This window comes from Streptosporangium sp. NPDC004631, from assembly GCF_053601935.1.
Genome location: NZ_JBSGCR010000008.1, coordinates 125,245 through 142,983, shown reverse-complemented (window position 1 = coordinate 142,983; position 17,739 = coordinate 125,245). Strand labels below are relative to the sequence as shown.

Annotated in this window: 15 protein-coding genes; 6 read left to right on the top strand and 9 right to left on the bottom strand. The window is 72.1% G+C overall.

Annotated elements, in window-relative coordinates:
- Position 1: 1 nt before the first annotated feature.
- Positions 2–772: an SDR family oxidoreductase gene (locus tag ACWEF2_RS11215; protein ID WP_453814126.1), complete on the top strand. Its 771-nt coding sequence runs from the start codon at positions 2–4 to the stop codon at positions 770–772.
- 212 nt (positions 773–984) lie between these two features.
- On the top strand, positions 985–1,725 hold the full coding sequence (locus tag ACWEF2_RS11210) for a maleylpyruvate isomerase family mycothiol-dependent enzyme (protein WP_453814124.1): 741 nt from the start codon (positions 985–987) through the stop codon (positions 1,723–1,725).
- A gap of 153 nt (positions 1,726–1,878) precedes the next feature.
- Here the strand turns inward: ACWEF2_RS11210 and ACWEF2_RS11205 are convergent, their stop codons facing one another.
- The 3 genes from ACWEF2_RS11205 to ACWEF2_RS11195 all read right to left on the bottom strand — a co-directional run bounded on the left by ACWEF2_RS11205 (position 1,879) and on the right by ACWEF2_RS11195 (position 3,613).
- Complete coding sequence (locus ACWEF2_RS11205) at positions 1,879–2,556, bottom strand: pyridoxamine 5'-phosphate oxidase family protein (protein WP_453814122.1); 678 nt, start codon at positions 2,554–2,556, stop codon at positions 1,879–1,881.
- Between the two features lie 66 nt (positions 2,557–2,622).
- The gene (locus ACWEF2_RS11200; protein ID WP_453814120.1) at positions 2,623–2,805 is read right to left on the bottom strand and encodes a hypothetical protein; all 183 of its coding nucleotides are present in this window, start codon (positions 2,803–2,805) and stop codon (positions 2,623–2,625) included.
- A gap of 343 nt (positions 2,806–3,148) precedes the next feature.
- Complete coding sequence (locus ACWEF2_RS11195; RefSeq protein ID WP_453814118.1) at positions 3,149–3,613, bottom strand: carboxymuconolactone decarboxylase family protein; 465 nt, start codon at positions 3,611–3,613, stop codon at positions 3,149–3,151.
- A 309-nt stretch (positions 3,614–3,922) separates the two neighbouring features.
- On the opposite strand from ACWEF2_RS11195, the gene ACWEF2_RS11190 reads away from it, so the two are divergent.
- From ACWEF2_RS11190 to ACWEF2_RS11180, 3 genes are all read left to right on the top strand, one after another.
- A complete protein-coding gene (locus ACWEF2_RS11190; protein ID WP_453814116.1) occupies positions 3,923–7,657 on the top strand; it encodes a protein kinase domain-containing protein in 3,735 nt (1,244 codons plus the stop codon).
- Between the two features lie 293 nt (positions 7,658–7,950).
- Positions 7,951–9,504 (top strand): serine/threonine protein kinase, encoded by a 1,554-nt coding sequence (locus tag ACWEF2_RS11185; RefSeq protein WP_453814114.1) that lies wholly within the window; start codon positions 7,951–7,953, stop codon positions 9,502–9,504.
- A 57-nt stretch (positions 9,505–9,561) separates the two neighbouring features.
- On the top strand, positions 9,562–9,837 hold the full coding sequence (locus tag ACWEF2_RS11180; RefSeq protein ID WP_355596181.1) for a hypothetical protein: 276 nt from the start codon (positions 9,562–9,564) through the stop codon (positions 9,835–9,837).
- Between the two features lie 97 nt (positions 9,838–9,934).
- On the opposite strand, the gene ACWEF2_RS11175 is transcribed toward ACWEF2_RS11180, so the two are convergent.
- The 6 genes from ACWEF2_RS11175 to ACWEF2_RS11150 form a co-directional block, all read right to left on the bottom strand.
- Positions 9,935–10,519 (bottom strand): HD domain-containing protein, encoded by a 585-nt coding sequence (locus ACWEF2_RS11175; protein ID WP_453814111.1) that lies wholly within the window; start codon positions 10,517–10,519, stop codon positions 9,935–9,937.
- 140 nt (positions 10,520–10,659) lie between these two features.
- Positions 10,660–11,244, bottom strand: a complete 585-nt coding sequence (locus tag ACWEF2_RS11170) for a VanZ family protein (protein ID WP_453814109.1) — start codon at positions 11,242–11,244, stop codon at positions 10,660–10,662.
- Between the two features lie 93 nt (positions 11,245–11,337).
- Positions 11,338–11,883 (bottom strand): hypothetical protein, encoded by a 546-nt coding sequence (locus tag ACWEF2_RS11165; RefSeq protein ID WP_453814107.1) that lies wholly within the window; start codon positions 11,881–11,883, stop codon positions 11,338–11,340.
- Positions 11,884–12,096: 213 nt separating this feature from the next.
- Positions 12,097–12,249, bottom strand: coding sequence for a hypothetical protein (locus tag ACWEF2_RS11160; protein ID WP_453814105.1), 153 nt, complete (start codon positions 12,247–12,249; stop codon positions 12,097–12,099).
- Positions 12,250–12,975: 726 nt separating this feature from the next.
- Positions 12,976–13,734: a DoxX family membrane protein gene (locus tag ACWEF2_RS11155; RefSeq protein ID WP_453814103.1), complete on the bottom strand. Its 759-nt coding sequence runs from the start codon at positions 13,732–13,734 to the stop codon at positions 12,976–12,978.
- Between the two features lie 117 nt (positions 13,735–13,851).
- Positions 13,852–15,405 (bottom strand): MFS transporter, encoded by a 1,554-nt coding sequence (locus ACWEF2_RS11150; RefSeq protein ID WP_453814101.1) that lies wholly within the window; start codon positions 15,403–15,405, stop codon positions 13,852–13,854.
- Positions 15,406–15,626: 221 nt separating this feature from the next.
- On the opposite strand from ACWEF2_RS11150, the gene ACWEF2_RS11145 reads away from it, so the two are divergent.
- Positions 15,627–17,552 (top strand): tetratricopeptide repeat protein, encoded by a 1,926-nt coding sequence (locus ACWEF2_RS11145; RefSeq protein ID WP_453814099.1) that lies wholly within the window; start codon positions 15,627–15,629, stop codon positions 17,550–17,552.
- Positions 17,553–17,739: the final 187 nt, after the last annotated feature.

The following is a 17,739-nucleotide window of genomic DNA, read 5'->3' as shown; positions in this document are numbered from 1 at the left end:
CATGACAGAGAACATCCTGGTCACCGGCGGTACAGGCACCCTTGGCCGTCGTGTTGTGGACCGGCTCGCCGGAGCAGGTCACCCCGTCCGGGTGCTGAGCCGCACGCGCGGGCCGTACCTCGGTGACCTGAGCACCGGCGCGGGACTCCAGGCGGCGCTCGACGGGGTCCAGACGGTCCTTCACCTGGCCAGTGACCCTCGCAGGGCCGCCTCGGACGTCGAGGGCGCCCGGCGACTGGTCGCCGCCGCGCCCCGGGGAGCGCACCTGGTCTTCATCTCCATCGTGGGCGTCGACCGTCATCCCTACTCCTACTACCGGGCCAAGTTCCAGGCCGAGAGCGTGGTCGAGCGGTCGGGCCTGCCGTACACCATCCTGCGTGCCACCCAGTTTCACGACCTGGCGCTGCTCGCGCTGCGTGCCTTGGCCGGGCTGCCGATTCTGCCGGTGCCGGCCGGAACCGCCTTCCAGCCGATCGACGCGGGGGAGGTCGCCGGGCGGCTGGTCGAGCTGGCGCTGGGGAGCCCGGCCGGTCGGGTGCCCGACATGGGCGGCCCGGAGATTCTGAATGCGGCGGAACTGGCACGGACCTATCTGAAGGCCACGGGCAGGCGCCGGGCGGTGCTGCCGGTTTCCCTCCCGGGCAGGGTGTTCGCCGCCTTCCGGCGGGGAGTGCACCTCACCCCCGAGCGTCGCGAAGGGCACAGGACCTTCGAGGAGTTCCTCACTGAGACCGTCGGTCATCCCGGCCACGACGCGAAGGCGGCCCCCTGACCGACAGGGCCTCGGGCCTTGCTGTTTTCCTGAACTTCTATGAAGGTTCCCCACTGCCCGTTCAGCTGAGTCTCGTGGTTCCGCACCTCGCCCCGCAGTCCCTTTCCACTGAATGGGAACACCCTCACCACTCAAGGTAACCATGCCCTACTGGACCGACACCTTTCAGGCGTCCTCGGATCGTTCCGCGGCTCTGGTGCGATGATGTCGCGATGGAGTCCTCTCGTTTCTTGGAACTGATTCGGACCGACAGCGATCGGCTTCTCACGGTCGCGAGTCGTGGCTGGAGGCTGCCCGTTCCGTCGTGCCCGGGGTGGGTGGCGGCGGATATCGTGCGACATGTTGGCGAGGTGTATGAGCACAAGATGCTGTGCATGACGCTTGGCCGCGAACCCGGGGGCGACGAGCAGACGCCATCCCCGGCCTCCGATGATGATCTGGCGGCCTGGTTCGTGCCGCTCCGCGACGCGCTGCTTGGCGAGCTGGCCGCCCGAGGGCCGGCTCAGCCGTCGTACACCTGGTTCCCGCCCGACCAGAGCGTGGGGTTCTGGTATCGGCGTATGGCCCACGAGACGGCGCTGCACCGCTACGACGCCGAGTTGGCCGTCGGGAAGACCTCCGCAGTGGACAGCCGCCTGGCCGTTGACGGGGTGGACGAAATCCTCGGCTTTCTGACCTTCGACTATATCGATGAGCCACGCCATACAGGCCCTGTAGGGCGGACTGCGACATTCGCCTGCAATGGATTGGACTGGTCATTCACACTTCGGCCGGGCCACTTGGAGCCCATGCCCGCAGGCGGCACCACTGATGCCCGTATCGAGGGGCCGGTCGAGGATCTGTGGCTTTATCTGTGGGGTCGCCATCCCGAGGATTCCCCGTTGGTGACACGATCCGGTGACCCGGACGTTCTCAGTGCGTTGTGGGCACGCCTGCGTAAGGAGACGCTGTAAGCGAGGTTGGCGGCGGCATCCCGAACCATTCGCCGGCACGTCCTCTCACCATCTGCGCTGCCGGCCTGATGTCAATCACCGGACCGGGCCGCAAGGAAAGCCAAAGAGTCAGTAGATCAGGGTCGGTGAACCGAGGTGCCGAATTTCCGGTGATCAGGACAGCTGTTTTCCCGCGCGGACGGTGATGTGGGTGGGAGGGGTGATTCCCTCGGGAAGCAGTGGGTCGGGGATGGGGGGCAGCCAGGTGGTGGCGAGGGGGAGCACGCCCGCCCAGAGGCCCAGTGCCGCGTCCGGGCTGTCTCCGTCGTCGGGTGGGCCGGAGCTGACCTTGACGGACGCCTCCGCGAGGGAGATCGCCAGGATGGTCGTGGCGGCGAGTTCCTTGCGGCTGGGTTTTCTGGCGTAGTCCCACTGGCCGGGGGCGGCGTGCTCGGTCAGGATGCGGAGCGCGGTGAGTTTCTCGTCGCCCTGCAGGCTCCGGGGCACGCCGTACACCATGGCCGAGCGGTAGTTGACCCCGTGTTCGAACACCGATCTGGCCAGGACGAGGCCGTCCACGTGGGTGACCGTCACGCAGACCGTGTCCGGCGGGGTGAGGCTCCGGCTGGCGGCTGAGCCGTGGACGTAGATGTGGTCGGTGTCGAAGCCGTAGACCGTGGGCACCACCATCGGCACCCCGCCGGTCAGAACGCCGAGGTGGCAGACGAACCCGGCGCTCAGCACCTCGTGCAGCGCGGCTCTGTCGGTCCGGCCCTTCTCGCGGAGACGGCGATGCCGCGTGCGATCCGTCGCGGACAGTTCGTCCGGTCCTGTTACCGGCGTCTCGGTCATGGGGGCCATTCAACCAGCCCCCGGACACGGTGAGAGACCCACCTCAGCGGGTCTCCCGTCGGGGTGTCAGGCGGCGGGGGTGGGGCCAGCCGGGTGCGGGAACCGTAGAACGTTCCCGCCCGTGTAGGCGCGCAGGTCGATCACCTTGGCGTCGCCGAAGGTTCTGCGACGGGTCACGGAACGGATGGAACGGATATCCCTGATCTTGAGCCGTGCGACGTGCGACGGCACGACTGCAAGTCTCCTCATGATGAGCCCCCCGGCGTGATAATTCCGTTACATGAGATATGTACAGATCGCCGCGTAAGACTGTCGTAAAGATCCGGTCATCGGCGGGGAATCAGTAGGGAAGTCGTCGGCCGGACGGAGTGCGCAGGTCCAGGCCGGAAGCGCGGCCGCGACGGTGCCGGCTCTGCGAACGGGCGACTCTGGTACGTCGCATGGTCTGCCTCCTCTCCTTGAACTCACTGAACTCACTCGCTCGGTACTCACTCGCTCGGGGTTCAACCGGCGCCCGGCCGGTGGAGGGTGTGGAAGGCCAGCTTGCACGGATGCCCGTGCAAGCCAACCTAACTCGGCCGTGCGGCCGGAATCAACCAGTTTGATTACGCATTGAACCGGCCACCAGACGTGTAGTGACGCCGATCCGGTTCCAGGCGTTGATCGCCGCGATCGCCACCACCAGTGTGGCCAGCAGTTCCGGCTCGTAGTGCCTGGCGGCCTCCTCCCACACGTGGTCCGGCACCGCCTCCGCCCGGTCGCTGAGCCGGGTGGCCTCCTCGGCCAGCGCCAGCGCCGCACGCTCGGCGTCGGTGTAGTACGGCGCCTCGCGCCAGGCGGCCACCGAGAACAGCCGCTCGTCGCTCTCCCCGGCCTTCTTGGCGTCGTGGCTGTGCATGTCCACGCAGAAGCCACAGCCGTTGATCTGGCTGACCCGCAGCTTCACCAGCTCCAGCGTGGTCCGTGGCAGCGCGCTGCGGTGCAGGAACTTCTCCAGGCCGGCCAGCGCCTCGTACGCCCCGGGGGCGAGCCCCATTATGTTCATTCGCGGTTCCATCGAACGCTCCTTGGTTTCTCCGGGTTTATCACGATGTCGATCTCGGTGATCCGGCCGTCGGCCACGGACAGCCCGATGACTCCGGTGAGCTCTCCGCGGTTGAACCGCAGCGACCCCGGCCGGTGACCGTGGTCGGCGCGAGACGGTCGGCGGAGCCGCGGCGCTTGGCCACGCCGGCCAGGAGGCAGGTCGCCCGGCCGTGGCCGGATGGCGTCGAACTCGGCCGCGAGATCTTCATCACCGTTCACGTAAGGAGGACCAGACATCTCCTGAGTGTGTGACATCGGCCGAACTATGGTGTCAAGCGGTGTGTCCAACAAGCCGGAACGGAGGCGGGAGATGAGCGCCGGGCTGATCGACGGGGACCCGCGGCGCCTGGGCGGCTACTGGCTGGCGGGGCGGCTGGGCGCGAGCCGCCGGGGCGTGGTCTACGAGGCCTACGACGCCGAGGGCGGGCGGGTCGCGGTCAAGGTGCTCCACGGCGACGCGGACGCCGACCCCGAACTGCGCGACCGGTTCCGGCGCGAGGCCGCCGCGGTCCGGCGAGTCGCCCCGTTCTGTACGGCGGCCGTCCTGGACGCCGGTCTCGACGGGCCGAGGCCGTACATCGTCTCCGAATACGTCGCCGGTCCCAGCCTGCGCGGGGCCGTCGTCGACGGGCGCCGCTTCACCGGAGGCGACCTGCGCCACCTGGCGACCGCCGTCGCCACGGCGCTGACCGCGATCCACCACGCCGGAGCCGTCCACCACGACCTGCGGCCAGGCACCGTACTGCTCGGCCCGGACGGCCTCCGAGTGATCGGCTTCGGAGTCGCCCGCGCGCCGGGCACGCCGTCGGCCGCGACCGGCCCGGGGCGGGCCGCCCCCGGCGACTCGGCCCCTGAGATCGCCTACACGGCTCCCGAGATCTTCACGGGCGAGTACGCGGGCACGGCCGCCGACGTGTTCGCCTGGGGTGGCGTCGTGCTCTTCGCCACCACGGGGACGGACCCGTTCCGCGCCGAAGGCCCCGGTGGGGTACCGTCCGTCCAGCCCCAGCTGGACATGCTGCCGGAACGGCTCCGCCCGCTCGTCGCCGCCTCGCTCGCCATGGATCCCCGGGCCAGGCCGGCGGCCGGGGACCTGCTGCTCGCCCTCGCCGGCGAGGGCGACGGGCTCGACACCCCGCGGCTGCTCGCCGCCGGCGGTGCCGCGGGGGCCCGGATCCGCTCCGTCTCCCAGGATCCCGCGCTCGGCACCCTCGCCGAACGGGCCCACGCCACGCTCGGCCTGGCCGAGCGGGAGTTCCTCCCCGAGATCCTCCTCCGTCTGGTCACCGTGACCGACGACGGCGAGTTGACCGTACGGCGGGCGCGGTGGGCCGAACTCCTCGACGGGCGACCGGAGGCCGAGGCGGCCGCCGTCAGGCGGGTGCTCCAGGTCTTCGCCCACCTGGTCGACCACGACGACCACGAGGTCTGGCTGTCTCGGCCCGCGCTGCCCCAGGCGTGGCCCCGGTTGCGCGTGTGGGTCCGGGCGAACCTGGACGGCCTGACCGCCCACCGCGGCATTCGCGCCGCCGCCCGGCACTGGCGGGCCCGGGGGCGCAGGGACGGCGACCTGTTCCGGGGCGGCACGCTGGAGAGCGCCGTCCGCTGGGCGGCGGTTGGACGCCGTGACCTCACTCTCGACCGGGCCGAGCGCGACTTCCTGGAGGCGTCCGCCGCCCTTGCCCGGCGCCGCGCCCGCCGGGGCCGGGCACTCTCGGTGACCCTGGCCGGGCTGCTGGTGGTCGTGTTCGCCGCCGGGGCGCCCGCCGTACAGCAGGGCAGGCGGGCCGGCGCGGGCGGCGCGGCCGTCGCACTCCAGCGTGACCGGGCGGAGGCCAGGCGGCTCGCCGTGACGGCCGACGAGTTACGGGTCGCCGACCCGGTCAGGGCCATGCTGCTCAGCGTCGCCGCCTGGCGGCTGGCCCCGGTGACCGAGGCCAGGGCGAGCCTGACCGGTTCGCTGGCCCAGCGGGAGACGTCCACCTTCCACGATCCGGTCACCGCGTCACGGACGTTCCGGGCACTCAGCCGGGACGGGCGTACGCTCGTCAGCGCCGGGCGGGACGAGGCGCGGATCTGGGATGTGCGGACCGGCAGGCGCATCGGCGGTTTCCGGGGTATCGGCGACGACCCGCGGTGGGTCGCGCTGAGTCCCGGCGGCAGGCTGCTCGCCGTGATCGCCGGACGGGAGCTGAAGGTCTGGGACGTGGCGAAGGGCAGGCCGACCGGCGCGGCCCTCGCGGTGCGGGACGGCGGTGGCGAGCCCCGTGCCCTCTTCGGCCAGGCCGAGGACCGGCTTCTGGTGACGGAGGGGAGGAGGCTCACGGTCTGGAACCTTACGACCGGCGACAGGCGGTTCCCGCCGGTCGCGGGCATGAACGCCTCCGCCGCGCTCTCCCCTGCCACCTCCTCCACGTCCTTCGCCCCCGCGCCCGCCTCCGCAGGCTCCTCCGTCTCCTCCGTCGCCTTCGACGGGACCTCCGCCGCCACCTTCGACGTCACGGCCGACGGGCGTCGCCTCGTGGTCGGTGATCCGGGCGGGGGCGCGGCGGCCTGGACCCTGGAAGGCCTGCGCGGCACCCGTCTCGGAGACCGGTGCGCCGGCTGCGCGGCACGCGTGGCCTACAGCCCGGATGGCGCCATCGCCGCGGTGGGCGGCGAGGACACCGTCCGGCTGTACGACGCGGTCACCGGCGCCGACCTGGGGCGCGTGCTCTCCCGGGGCAACGGAGGCGTGCTGCGCTTCAGCCAGGACGGCCGTTTCCTGGCCGCCGCGGCCCGGACGAGCGTCAGGCTCTGGCGAGTTGAGGACGGCGAACTCCTGCTCACCCAGCGGATCGACGCGTTCGAACCCACCGTCGCCTTCGACCCGGACGGGCACACCCTGCGTTATCTCACCGAGGGGTCGGTGACCGCCCTCGACATCGCCGACCTGACCAGGCCCGACGTGCTCAGAGGGGCCGGTGCGGCCTGGGCGGAGCTCAGCCCGGGCGGGCGGCTGCTCGCCGTCAGGGATGAGCGGTCGGACCGGATCCGGATCTGGGACGTCCGGCGCCGTGAGCCGGTCGCGACCCTGACCCTCGGCGCCGGTGTCGGCGGCTCTTCCTTCGGGATGGCCTTCAGCGGGGACGGGAGACGTCTGGCGGCCGTCGGTGGCGACCCGGCCGCCGGTCTGGAGATCTGGGACACCTCCACCTCCGAGCGGATCGCGGTGATCAGGCCCGCCGGGGACGGCCGGATGTCCGCCGTGGCGCTGAACGCCGACGGCACCGCGGTGGCCTCCCGGGTGGTGTACGCGGACCCCGCCGAGGGGCTCGGAGGGAGGGCGGGGGAGGTGTACGCCTGGGAGGTGCCCGACGGCCGGCGGCGCTGGTCCCACGCGGGCGGCCGTCCCGGCGCGCTCCGCTTCACCCCGGACGGCCGGGCCCTCGCGCTTATCGGAGGCGAACAGCGGCTGCTGGACGCGGCGACCGGCAGACCCTTCGGCCTCCCGTACGGCCCACCGGCCGTCGACGGCCCGGTGACCGCGCTGGAGTTCGGCGGGAACGGCGCCGGTTTCGCCGTCGCCGACCGGGCGGGGCGGATCTCGGTGTGGGAGACCGCCACGGGGAAACGGGTGGGCACCCCGATCAGAGGCGGTGCGGGTGCCGGGGCCCGGCTGGCCTACTCGCCGCGCGGCGACGTGGTCGCCGCCGCCGACGGGCGCGGGGGCGGGGATGACGGTGGGGGCGGGCGTGGGGACGGCGGCGGGGCGGTGGCTCTGTGGGACATCGCGACCGGGCGCCGTCTCGGCAGGCCGATCCCGGTGGGCACCGGGACGTTGCGGTCGCTGGCGTTCACCGCCGACGGCTCCCGGCTGGTCACCGTCGACTCGGCCGGCACGCTGGCGGAACATCCGGTCGATCCGGAGCTGGTCGCGAGGGCGGTCTGTGAGCGGGCGGGCCGTACGCTCTCACCGGCGGAGTGGACCACCTTCATGGGAGAGATCCCCTATCGCAAGATATGTCCAGGCTAGTCCCGCACTCCACAGACGACCCTGATCGGCCTGGGACGATTACCCGGGGCGCTGGGTCTTACACGGCCGTCCGACCCGCGACGACGTGGCACCTGCGGAAAACGATGCCGGCGCGGGGGGCGATTTCTCACCGGGTCGCACGTCGTTCACCGGCGCCGGTCAGGGCGGTGACACCACTCGCCGTACCGGTGTGGTGGACAGGCCGCCGACCCGGTAAAAGTACGTGGTCACCGCACCGGCCAAACTTTCCGCTGGAAGATCGCATCCAACACCACATGAGAGTCGCGGCGAGTTTGACCGAAGGGGATCCGCAGTGCCTGGGGGAGTACCGGCTGGCCGGGCGTCTCGGTTCGGGCCGCCGGGGCGTGGTCTACGAGGCGTACGGCCCGGCCGGGCGGCGGGTGGTCGTACAGGTGCCGTCCGGCGATCCTGAGCTGTGGAGACGGCTCACCGGACAGGTGGCGGCGGCGCGGGGTGTGGCGCCGTTCTGTACGGCGGGCATGATCGACGCCGGTCTTGACGGGCCGGGGCCGTACATCGTCAGCGAGTACGTGGCGGGGCCCAGCCTGCGCGAGGCCGGCCGGGTCCTCGCCGACCGCGACCTGCGCCGCCTGGCCACCGCCGTGGCCACCGCGCTGACCGCGTTCCACCAGGCCGGAGTGGTTCACCGTGACCTCACGCCCGACACCGTGCTGCTCGGTCCTGACGGCCCCCGGGTGATCGGCTTCGGGACGGCGCGCGCCACGGGTACGGCGTGGCCCTCGCCCCGGGGGGTGGCGGACGCGGCCGGTACGGCGCCGCGGCCCGGGCCGGTGGCCGGTGCGCCGGCCTATACGGCGCCCGAGGTGTTCACCGGCGAGGAGGGCGGCGCCGCGGCCGACGTGTTCGCCTGGGGGGCGACCGTGCTCTACGCGGCCACCGGGGTGGACCCGTTCATCGGCGGGAGTCTGGGGGCCGTCATGCACCGGGTGCTCTCGGTGGACCCCGACCTGAGCGCCCTTCCCGGCCCGCTGCGCGTCCTGGTCGCCGAGGCTCTGGCCAAGGCCCCCCTCGCCAGGCCGTCCGCCCGGGATGTGCTGCTCGCCCTGGTCAGGCAGGACGCGCGGGTCTCATTCGGGCTCGCCGGGAATGCCGGTGGTACTGAGGGCGCCGGGGACGCCGGGAGTGCCGGGGACGACCCCGGCGCCTCCCCGCCCGGGGGGCCGGCGTCGGCGGAGTCCCCGCTCTTCGAGCCCCCGTCCTCGGAACCGTCGTCCTTGGAACCGCCGTACGCGGAGCCGTCGCCGGTGGAGACGCTGACGGCCGGGGCGCCGTTCATGGAGGCGTTGCTCGCCGCGCGGGCACCGCTCACCACCGAGGCGGTGTTCGGCGGGCAGCCGCGGCTGATCGACGCCCTGCTCGCCGCGGACGCCCCCCTCACCACGGACTTCCTGCTCGTCGCGGGTGACCGGGTGGCCGCCGGGCTCCGTACCCCCTGTGACGACCCGGGGCTGGGGGCCGTGGCCGAGAACGTCTACACCGCGCTGGATCCGGCCGGGCGCGTGCTCGCCTCCAGGATGTTCCTCCGGCTCGCCGCCGCCTCCACCGGTGGCCCGGCGGCTCCCGTGCGGGCCTCGGCGTCCGAGGAGCGGGTCGCCGAGGCGTTCGGCCCCCTGATCGTCCGGCGGGGCGACACGGTCCGTCTTGCCCATCCGGCGCTGCCGTACGCCTGGCCCCGGCTGCGTGAGTGGATCGAGACCGACCGGCGCCGCCTCGTGGCCCGTGCCCGGTGGATCCCGTCCGCCGTGATCTTTGCCATGGTGTTCGCTCTGGTCATCGCGGCGATATGGCTGGTGGCACCTGTCTGAGCCCCGCCTGTCCGGGTAGACCTAAACGGTAAACGCCTGGAGTTTTCGGGGGAAGCCATGGCGAAGTGTGAAGTCTGCGGCAACGACTATGACATGACCTTCGAGGTGCACGCCCAGGGGGTCGTGCACGTTTTCGACAGTTTCGAATGCGCGATCCAGCGGATGGCGCCGGTATGCGAACACTGCGGTGTGAAAATCGTCGGTCACGGGGCCCAGGCCGAGCGGAGCTGGTTCTGCAGCGCGCACTGCGCCCGCCAGGAGGGCGCGGAGGCGATCGTGGACCGGGTCGGGATCCCGATGCAGAAGGGGACACGGAAGACGACCTCCGCATAGCGCTCACAACTCCGGCCGGGACCACCTGATCTGTGGAGGGCCGCGCCGGGCCGCCGGCGGCTCCGGGCACTCGGGCGGACGTGGACGCCGGCGCTCGTCAGGTGTCCCGGTCTCCGTTGAGGGCGTGTGTCAACCAGTCCAGCGAGCCCGTGCGGAGCGCCTCGTCCGCGAGACGCTGCGCGGACGGCGTCTTCAGGACGGCCAGCGAGCTGTCGATCCACGGCTGGACGTTCTGATGTCCCTGCTCGCGATATTCGACGGCCTGGAGCAGGCATTCCAGTTTGTCGGCGTCGCGGGCGCAGACCGCCTCCAGGCTGACCTTCTCCTCGTACTCGCCGACCGCACCGCGCACCATCTCCGCCACCGGCCCGGGGACACCGCGTGTCTGGTCGGCGGTGACCTCCTCGTTGGGGGCCGCCGCGAGATAGCGCTTGCCGAGATAGGGAATGTCGGTGATCCGTGTCTCCTGCGTGTCGTGGAACAGGCTCATGAACGCCGCGCGCTCGGGGTTGCCGCCCTCCAGCGCAGCGATCACGCTCGCGATGATCGCCGTTCGGAAGGAGTGGTCCGCGATGCTCTCCGGGTCTCGCACCCCGGCGACCAGCCAGCCCGTGCGACGGTAGCGCTTGAGCAGGCCGATCTCGTACAGCAGGCCCGTCAGCTTCGACGTTTCCTCCGCCATGTGGCCCCCTCCCCTCCTCGGTGGATCATGGGCAGAGCGTAGATGATCGCCCCGTGTTTCCGCCGGAACCGTCGCGACACGGGGCCGCGGGGCGCGAGGGATGTTCGCGGGCGTCCGCACCTGCCGGGTTCTCCTCGCGGTCACCGGTCACAGCGCTCGCCGCGCCCGTGGGCCTCCGCCGGGGGAGACCGCCTCGGTACGGCGTCCTTCGAGGATGTCATGTGGAGAACGACGGCCCCCACCCCCGTCCCGACGAGGGCGCCGAGGGCATTGAAGAGCATGTCCGTGGTGTCGCAGCTCCGGGTGGACGAGAGCAGTTGGACGATCTCGATCGACACCGAGGTCGCCGCCAGCCCGGAGGCGACCCTCAGGGGACGGCCGGTCAGCAGGGTCCCCAGGAGGGCCGCCGGAACGTAGAGCAGCACGTTGAGGAGGTTCTGCGGGTCCACGATCTCGGCGATCCCCCTCGGGGCTCCGATCGAGCAGAGGAGCGGTCCGTCCAGCAGCGGGCGCAGTCCACCGGGCGGGATCCGCGTCGGCAGCGTGAACGCCAGGATCACCGACACGGAGAGCAGCGAGGCGAACGCCGGAGTTCTGCCCGAGCCGAGCAGACCGGCCACCCTCGCGGTGAGCAGCGCCGAGAGTGCGGCGCAGACCATCAGCAGACAGGCGGTCGGCGTCCAGAGGCCGCGGTTCGACAGGAAGACCTCAACGGGCACCGGCATGGGCGTGCTCCATGTACGACGGCGGTTTCGAGGGGTCCGGCGGGCGCGGCGCTCGCCGTGGGGGTCTCGTACCCCGGCGACCGGCCGCCGCCGTCAGCACTCGCCCCAGACCTTGGTGACGTACTGGTACCGGGTGGCGGTGTTCAACATCACGCCGTGGTAGCAGCCAGGGGGAAGGACGGGGTAGAAGCTCCTGAGGGTGGTGTTCCCCGACGTCGCGGTCAGGGCGGAGCCGTACACCGGCTTGCCGATCCCCACCCCGGCGCTGTTCGTCTGCTGGTAGCCGAGCCGTACGGTCGTGGCGCCTCCTCCCGTCTTGTCGTAGGCGATGTTGATCCGGCGGATGGATTTCAGGCCGACGCAGAACCCGGCGCTGAGCGTTCCGTTGTCGAGATAGCCGAACGCGGAACCGGAGAGGGTGAGGCTTCCGCAGTCGTCGATGGAGGGGACGTCGCTCGCGTCGGCCCTGCCCGCGGGGTTGGTGGAGTCGGCCGGGTTCACCGGGTTCACCCGGTGAACCGTGTTCGTCGCGTTCGCCGTGGGAGCCGTGACGCCCAGGCCGGCGCAGGAGGTGAGGATCGTGACCAGCGTGACGGCCGAACGCCGGACGGCGGTGGGGAAAGGGCGGCGATCCAGCAAGACGAGTCCTCCCGTTGGGTTGAATTCGGGATGAGGTGCGAGCGTGACACGGAAAAATGCCGGCAGTCGCCGTAATGTGGACAAAGGGATAAATATCTCGCTTTATCCTTTTTCTTATTTTTCCTCGCGCGCTTTTCGTTCAAGCGGGAACCTATCCGCAAACCCCTGGGTGATCAACGATGCCCCGGCTGTGTGAGGGCCCGTTTCCGTTGGTCATCGCGCCGGGATGTGCTGGAACGGCGGAGCCGTCAGGGTGGCGGCGTCACCGATGTCATCGGTGTCCGGGCGGTGTGACGGATGGGTGCCGCCCGCCTGGCCGCCGCCGCCGACATGTTGGACGCTGGTGTCGCCATGCAGGTTCTTCACGGTCCTACATAAACTGCCGAAGGTTCTACAAGAAACACAACTCAATGTGCGGACATACCGTCGTAGACGCAGGACTGCCGAAGACGGCCGCCTGGCGGCACTCTTGGAGGGGAGGTCCATCACACACGTCTCCCGTACTGAAAGGAGACAGAGAGCGATGATCGCTTTCGGTCTACCGGCTCTACCGCACGCCGTATCCGCCGCGGACCGGACGGCCGACGCGGCTCCGGCGCCATGGGATCACCAGCGATGCGCACGGCGGCCCCGGCGAGGTCCCGCCGCCGTCTCGGGCTCGGGCCGCTCCTGCGCCCCGGACCGTCGGGAACCGTACCGGACGCGCGAGCGAGCACGCCCGGAGCACCGGTCCCGCACCCGCCGGACGACGACCCCCGCACCTCGCACGGGCGGAGGCCGGGCCTGCGCGGGGCGGACCGGGCGGCCTGGCGACGGGCGCCGGGCGCACCCGGCCTCCGGGTGGTCGTTCGACGGAGCCGGGGTGATCTGGACGGTCCTGCTGCCCGGCTGAACCCGCCGCGGCGGCGCGGCGGCGCGGCGGCGTGATCTGGGGGAGCGCCGCCACACCTCCGACCACGCGGTCTTCACCCGTTCGCCGCCGGGCCGCGGCCTTCACCCGCTCTCCGACAGTCCCGCAGGGGTCACCCGTTCGCCTGCGAGACCATGGTTTTCGGCCGCTCCCCGATGGGGGAGCGGATCAGGCCGGGCCGGTCATCGTCCGGCGGGTCTGTCCTTCTCTCCCGCCACCAGGGTGTCGCCGCCCTTGGCGGAACCGGCCGCGGTCTTCGAGGCCGCACTCCGGCGGCCGCCACGGGGGCGGGCCGCGGGAGGCTCCGCGGTGTCTCCGCCGGGTTCGGGGGCGTCCTCGGGCGTGGACTGCGCGGGTCTGTCCGCCTGGTCGGTCCGGGCCGTCCGGCCGGATCCCGCGGCCCGTACGGGCTTGCCCGCCGCGGACGCCGGGATCGGCTCGGCCGGGACGGCCTTGGCGGCCTCCGGCTCGCGTAGCGCGGAGATGATGTCGTCGGCCTCGGCCTCGACGGCGAGGTCCTCGGCGGCCACCGCCTCCCGTCGTTTGATCACCACCATGTGGTCGATCGACAGGCGGCCCGCGCCGCCGACGGCGAGGAGGATGGAGGCCGCGCCGAGCGCCACGATCAGGCTGACGTCACCGTCGGTGAGCGGCAGGCCGTGCTCACCTCTGGCTACGACGAAGACCGCGATGGCCTCGCAGAGCAGCAGCAGCCCACAGACGGGTACGGCGAGGCCGACCACGAGCAGGGTTCCGCCGATGAGTTCCATCAGCATCGTGGTGGCGGCCCAGGCTCCCGGGTTGGGAGCGCCGAAGGTCGCGAACTGGGCACCGGTGGCGGTCAGCCCTGATTCGAGCTTCTGCCAGCCGTTGGCTAAGAAGATTCCGCCCACTCCCAGCCTGGCGGCCAGGACGGCGAGGTCGTGGAGGGTTCGTTGCACGACTCCTCATTCTGGTGGAGATTCACCGTTCTGGTGGGGATTTACCGTTTTTGCCGATAACTGATGGAAAGAGCGCTGGTCGAGCCCGTTCGTGAACCCGAGGGTGAAGGCCGTCCGTCAACGCCTGTCGTCCTGGTCGGCCGACCGGCGGGGGAGCAGCGCCGCCACCGTCGTGCCGATCGCGCCCAGCAGCAGCACGCTCACCACGATCGTGGAGTGCAGCCCGGTGACGAACGCGGTGCGGGCGGCACTCAGCAGCGCGGTCCCGGCGTCGCCGCCGATCTTGCGCGCCACGTGCGCGGCGGCGGCGAGCGACTGGCGGGCCATGCCCATCAGGTCCGGTGAGACGCCGGGGACCGGGAGCAGCGAGGGCGCGTACACGACGCTGGTGATCGTGCCGAGGACCGCGACCCCGAGCCCGGCGCCGAGCTCGTAGGCGGTCTCCTCGACCGCCGCGGCACCGCCCGCCCGTGACTCGGGGGCGGACGACATGATCGTGTCGGAGGCGGCCAGCAGGGTCACCTGGATGCCGAAGCCGATGCCGACGAAGCAGAGCGCGAGCATCAGCGCGTGCCGCTCGGTGCCCCAGGTCAGGGTGGGAAGAAGGGAGAGCGTGGTCAGCGCCAGGCCGCCGCCCATCGTGGTGCGCAGCCCGAACCGGCGCAGCAGCCGCGCTCCGGCGAGGCCGCCCGCGACCGAGGCGATCATCAGCGGCAGCAGGCGGAGCGCGGCCTGGAACGGGCTGTCGCCCAGCACAAGCTGCAGATACTGGGCGAGCATCAGCTCCAGGCCGACCAGGGCGAAGACGGTCAGCAGCACGGCGCACACCCCGACGGAGAACGCCCGCTGCCGGAACAGCTCCAGGTCGAGCAGGGGAAAGGTCAGCCTCCGCTGCCTGCGCACGAACCAGGCCAGCAGCCCGATGCCGCACAGGAACACCGCCAGGCCGCCCAGGTGCCCGGACCCCGTCTCCTTCAGGCCGAACGCCAGCGCGAGGATGCCGAGCACCGACAGCAGCGCGCTGGGCGCGTCCCACGGGTGCGAGGCGCGCTCGCGGGACTCCGGCAGGAGCCTGGCGGCCGCGGGCAGCAGCACCAGCAGGATCGGCACGTTGATCAGGAAGACCGCGCCCCACCAGAGGTGCTCGACGAGCAGACCGCCGACGAGCGGGCCGACCGCGGCCCCCGCGGCGGCCACCGCGCTCCACACCCCCAGTGCGATCGCGCGCTCCCGCCGGTCGGTGAAGACCTGCCGGATGATGGAGAGTGTGGCCGGCATGATCATGGCGCCGCCGACGCCCAGGAGGGCCCGCGCGGCGATGAGGGTGGTTGGACTCGGGGCGAACGCGGCCGCCGCCGAGGCGGCGCCGAACACCAGATAACCGGCCAGTACCAGGCGTTTTCGCCCGTAGCGGTCGCCGAGTGTGCCGAAGGTCAGCAGTAGCGGTGCCACCACCAGGGAGTAGACATCGATGATCCACAGCAGCTGCACCGAGCTCGGTTCGAGTGCGGCGGTCAGCGCGGGTACGGCGATGTGCAGGACCGTGGCGTCCACCGCGATCAGCAGCAGGCTGAGGCAGAGCAGAACCAGGACCGACCAGCGGCCGGTCCCGCGCGTTCGCGGGTCGATCCCGGTGCGGACGGCACCGTCCGCGACCCCCATGGCGGTCATAGGCCGCTGAAGGAGTTGCCGGCCTGGACGAACATGCGACGCAGCTTAGGCCAAGCCGGGTGGTGGGCGAGCCATGATCGGTAGATCGGTTCGTACCTAAATGCCATACCTTGTGCCGCCGCTTGCGACCTCTCTAGAGAGATACAGGGATATATCTACTATCTAGGCAAACGGTGATCTCGCCCGCACGATGGCGATCGTGAGAAGTCAGCGTGAGGTCCGTGAGCCGCAGTGGTGAACGGGACGCAGTGGTGAACGGGTCCGGCGAGCCGGACCCCGCCCCGGTCCCGCCGTCGCGCGACCCCGGCGAGGTGCGTGAGTGGTGCGCCGTGGCCGTCGCCTGGCTGGAGCGCGACCGGCCGGAGGCCGCGCTGCAGGCGGCCCGCCAGGCGGTGGACCGCGACCTGGGGGCCGAATCCGGGGGCGGCTGGGGATACCGTCTCGCCAGCCTCGCGTTCGAACGGCTCGGCCGTGACGCGGAGGCCGTGGCCGCCGCCGAGGAGGCCGTACGGCTGGCCCCCGGATCATGGGCCGCGCGCCTGCGCCTGGGCACCGCACTGCGCAGGGTGCCGGGGCGCTGGCGCGAGTCGTCGGCCCAGGCGGCCAGAGCCGCCCGCTACGCCCCCGAGGAGCCCGACACGCACGTCCTCGTCGGCGACCTCGCGCTGCTGCGCGGGGAGCACCACCGCGCCGAGACCGCCTACCGCACCGCGCTGGGCCTCCTGGGCGATCACCCCGCGGCCAGGGTCAACCTCGGCCTGACCCTCCTGCGCTGGGAACGCCCCCGGGGCCATCACGACCCCGCCTGGCCGGTCGACCCCCGCGAGACCGGCCGGGCCAGGCGCGCCCTGGAGATATGGTCCCGGCAGACCCGCATCCTGCTGGCCGTGGCGCTCGCCCTGGTCGCCGTGGTGGCCTTCGGCCCCGGGCTGGCCGCCGAGGCGAGGATCGGCGGCGCGGCCGTGCTGCCCGCCGTCCTGGTGATCACGTTCAGGCAGGCGCGCCGGGTCAGGCTCTGGTCCTACGTCCCCCGCATGCTTGCCCGTGACCTGTGGCTCGGCGCGACCGTCACGGTCACGCCGGTCGTCGTCGCCGCCTATATGGCGGCGATCGCCATCCTCCCCCCGTGGATCCCCGGCTCGCAGCCCGATCCGCTGGGCGGCGGATGGGTGGTTCCGGCGGGGCTGGTCCTCCTCAACGGCGTGATCCTGCTCGTCCTGCGCGGGAGCGTCGAGGCCTGGCGGGGGCGGCCGGTCAGGGCGCTGGCCCAGTTCGCCGCGGTCCACGGGAACCGTACGGCCGCGCGGAACATCGGCGTGACCCTCTGGCTGCTGGTGGTCCGGGGGTGGTCGGTGCTGGCCGTGGTCACGGTGGCCGTCCGGCTGCTGGGCGAGCCCCGGTGGGCACTGGTCGCGCCGGCGGTCCCGCCCGCCCTCGTCTGGGCTGCCTCCCGGATCGGGGCCGCGGGTGCCCTGCGCCGGTCGTTGACGGCGGACCGCTGGCTCGCGACGGCCGTCGCCCTGCTGGTCGCCGGGCCACCGGTGCTCGTCGGCGTGATGGCCGTACCGGTGCCGGGCTTGTCCCCGGAGCCGGTGGTGCGGGCCTGGTGGGCCGGGGTCGTCGTGCTGGCCGCGCTGGTGGCGGTGTTCGCCGCGCGGTCGGCGCAGACGTGGTGGTCCGGTGTCCCGGGCCCGTGGCGGTCCTCGTTGATCATGTGCGAGAGCCGTGACCACAGCCTGCGGGGCGACGCCGGAGCGCCGGTGGCCCTCGACGCCGAGGTACGGCGGGTCTTCACCTACGCCCGGGGGGTGGTCCTCGCCTACGCCGACGCCGGCGGCCCTCGGGCCATGGCGGTCGGCGCGGTCAGCTCGGTCGGCCCGAGCGGTGAGCTCCGCCTGATCGCAGCCGACGACGCCTGGGAGGCGGCCGAACGCGACCCGAGGGTGGCGGTGTTCGTCGCGGATCCGCTGGACCGCCGCTTCTGGGCCGAGGTGCGCGGCATCGCGATCGGCGACGTCGAGGCGGGCGTGCTCCGGGTCACCCCCACACAGGTCGCGGTCGCCGGGTATCCGGGCCGGCCCCAGAGCCGCAACCGGAGCCGCCACCGGGGACGCCGCCGCCTCGGCCGGGTGACCCCGGCCGAGTGACCCCGCCGGACGACCCCGGCTGAGTGAAGGTGACCGATCGGCTCGGGCCGGTGCGCCTTGCCGGCCGGTGACACTCCCATGCCCGCGGTCCTCAGCCCCCTCAGGCGGGTCGCACCGGAGTCGCGGCGACCCGTCCGGCCGTCCGCCGGCCCGCCTCCGCGCCCGGTCCCGGCCGTCCACGTATCCG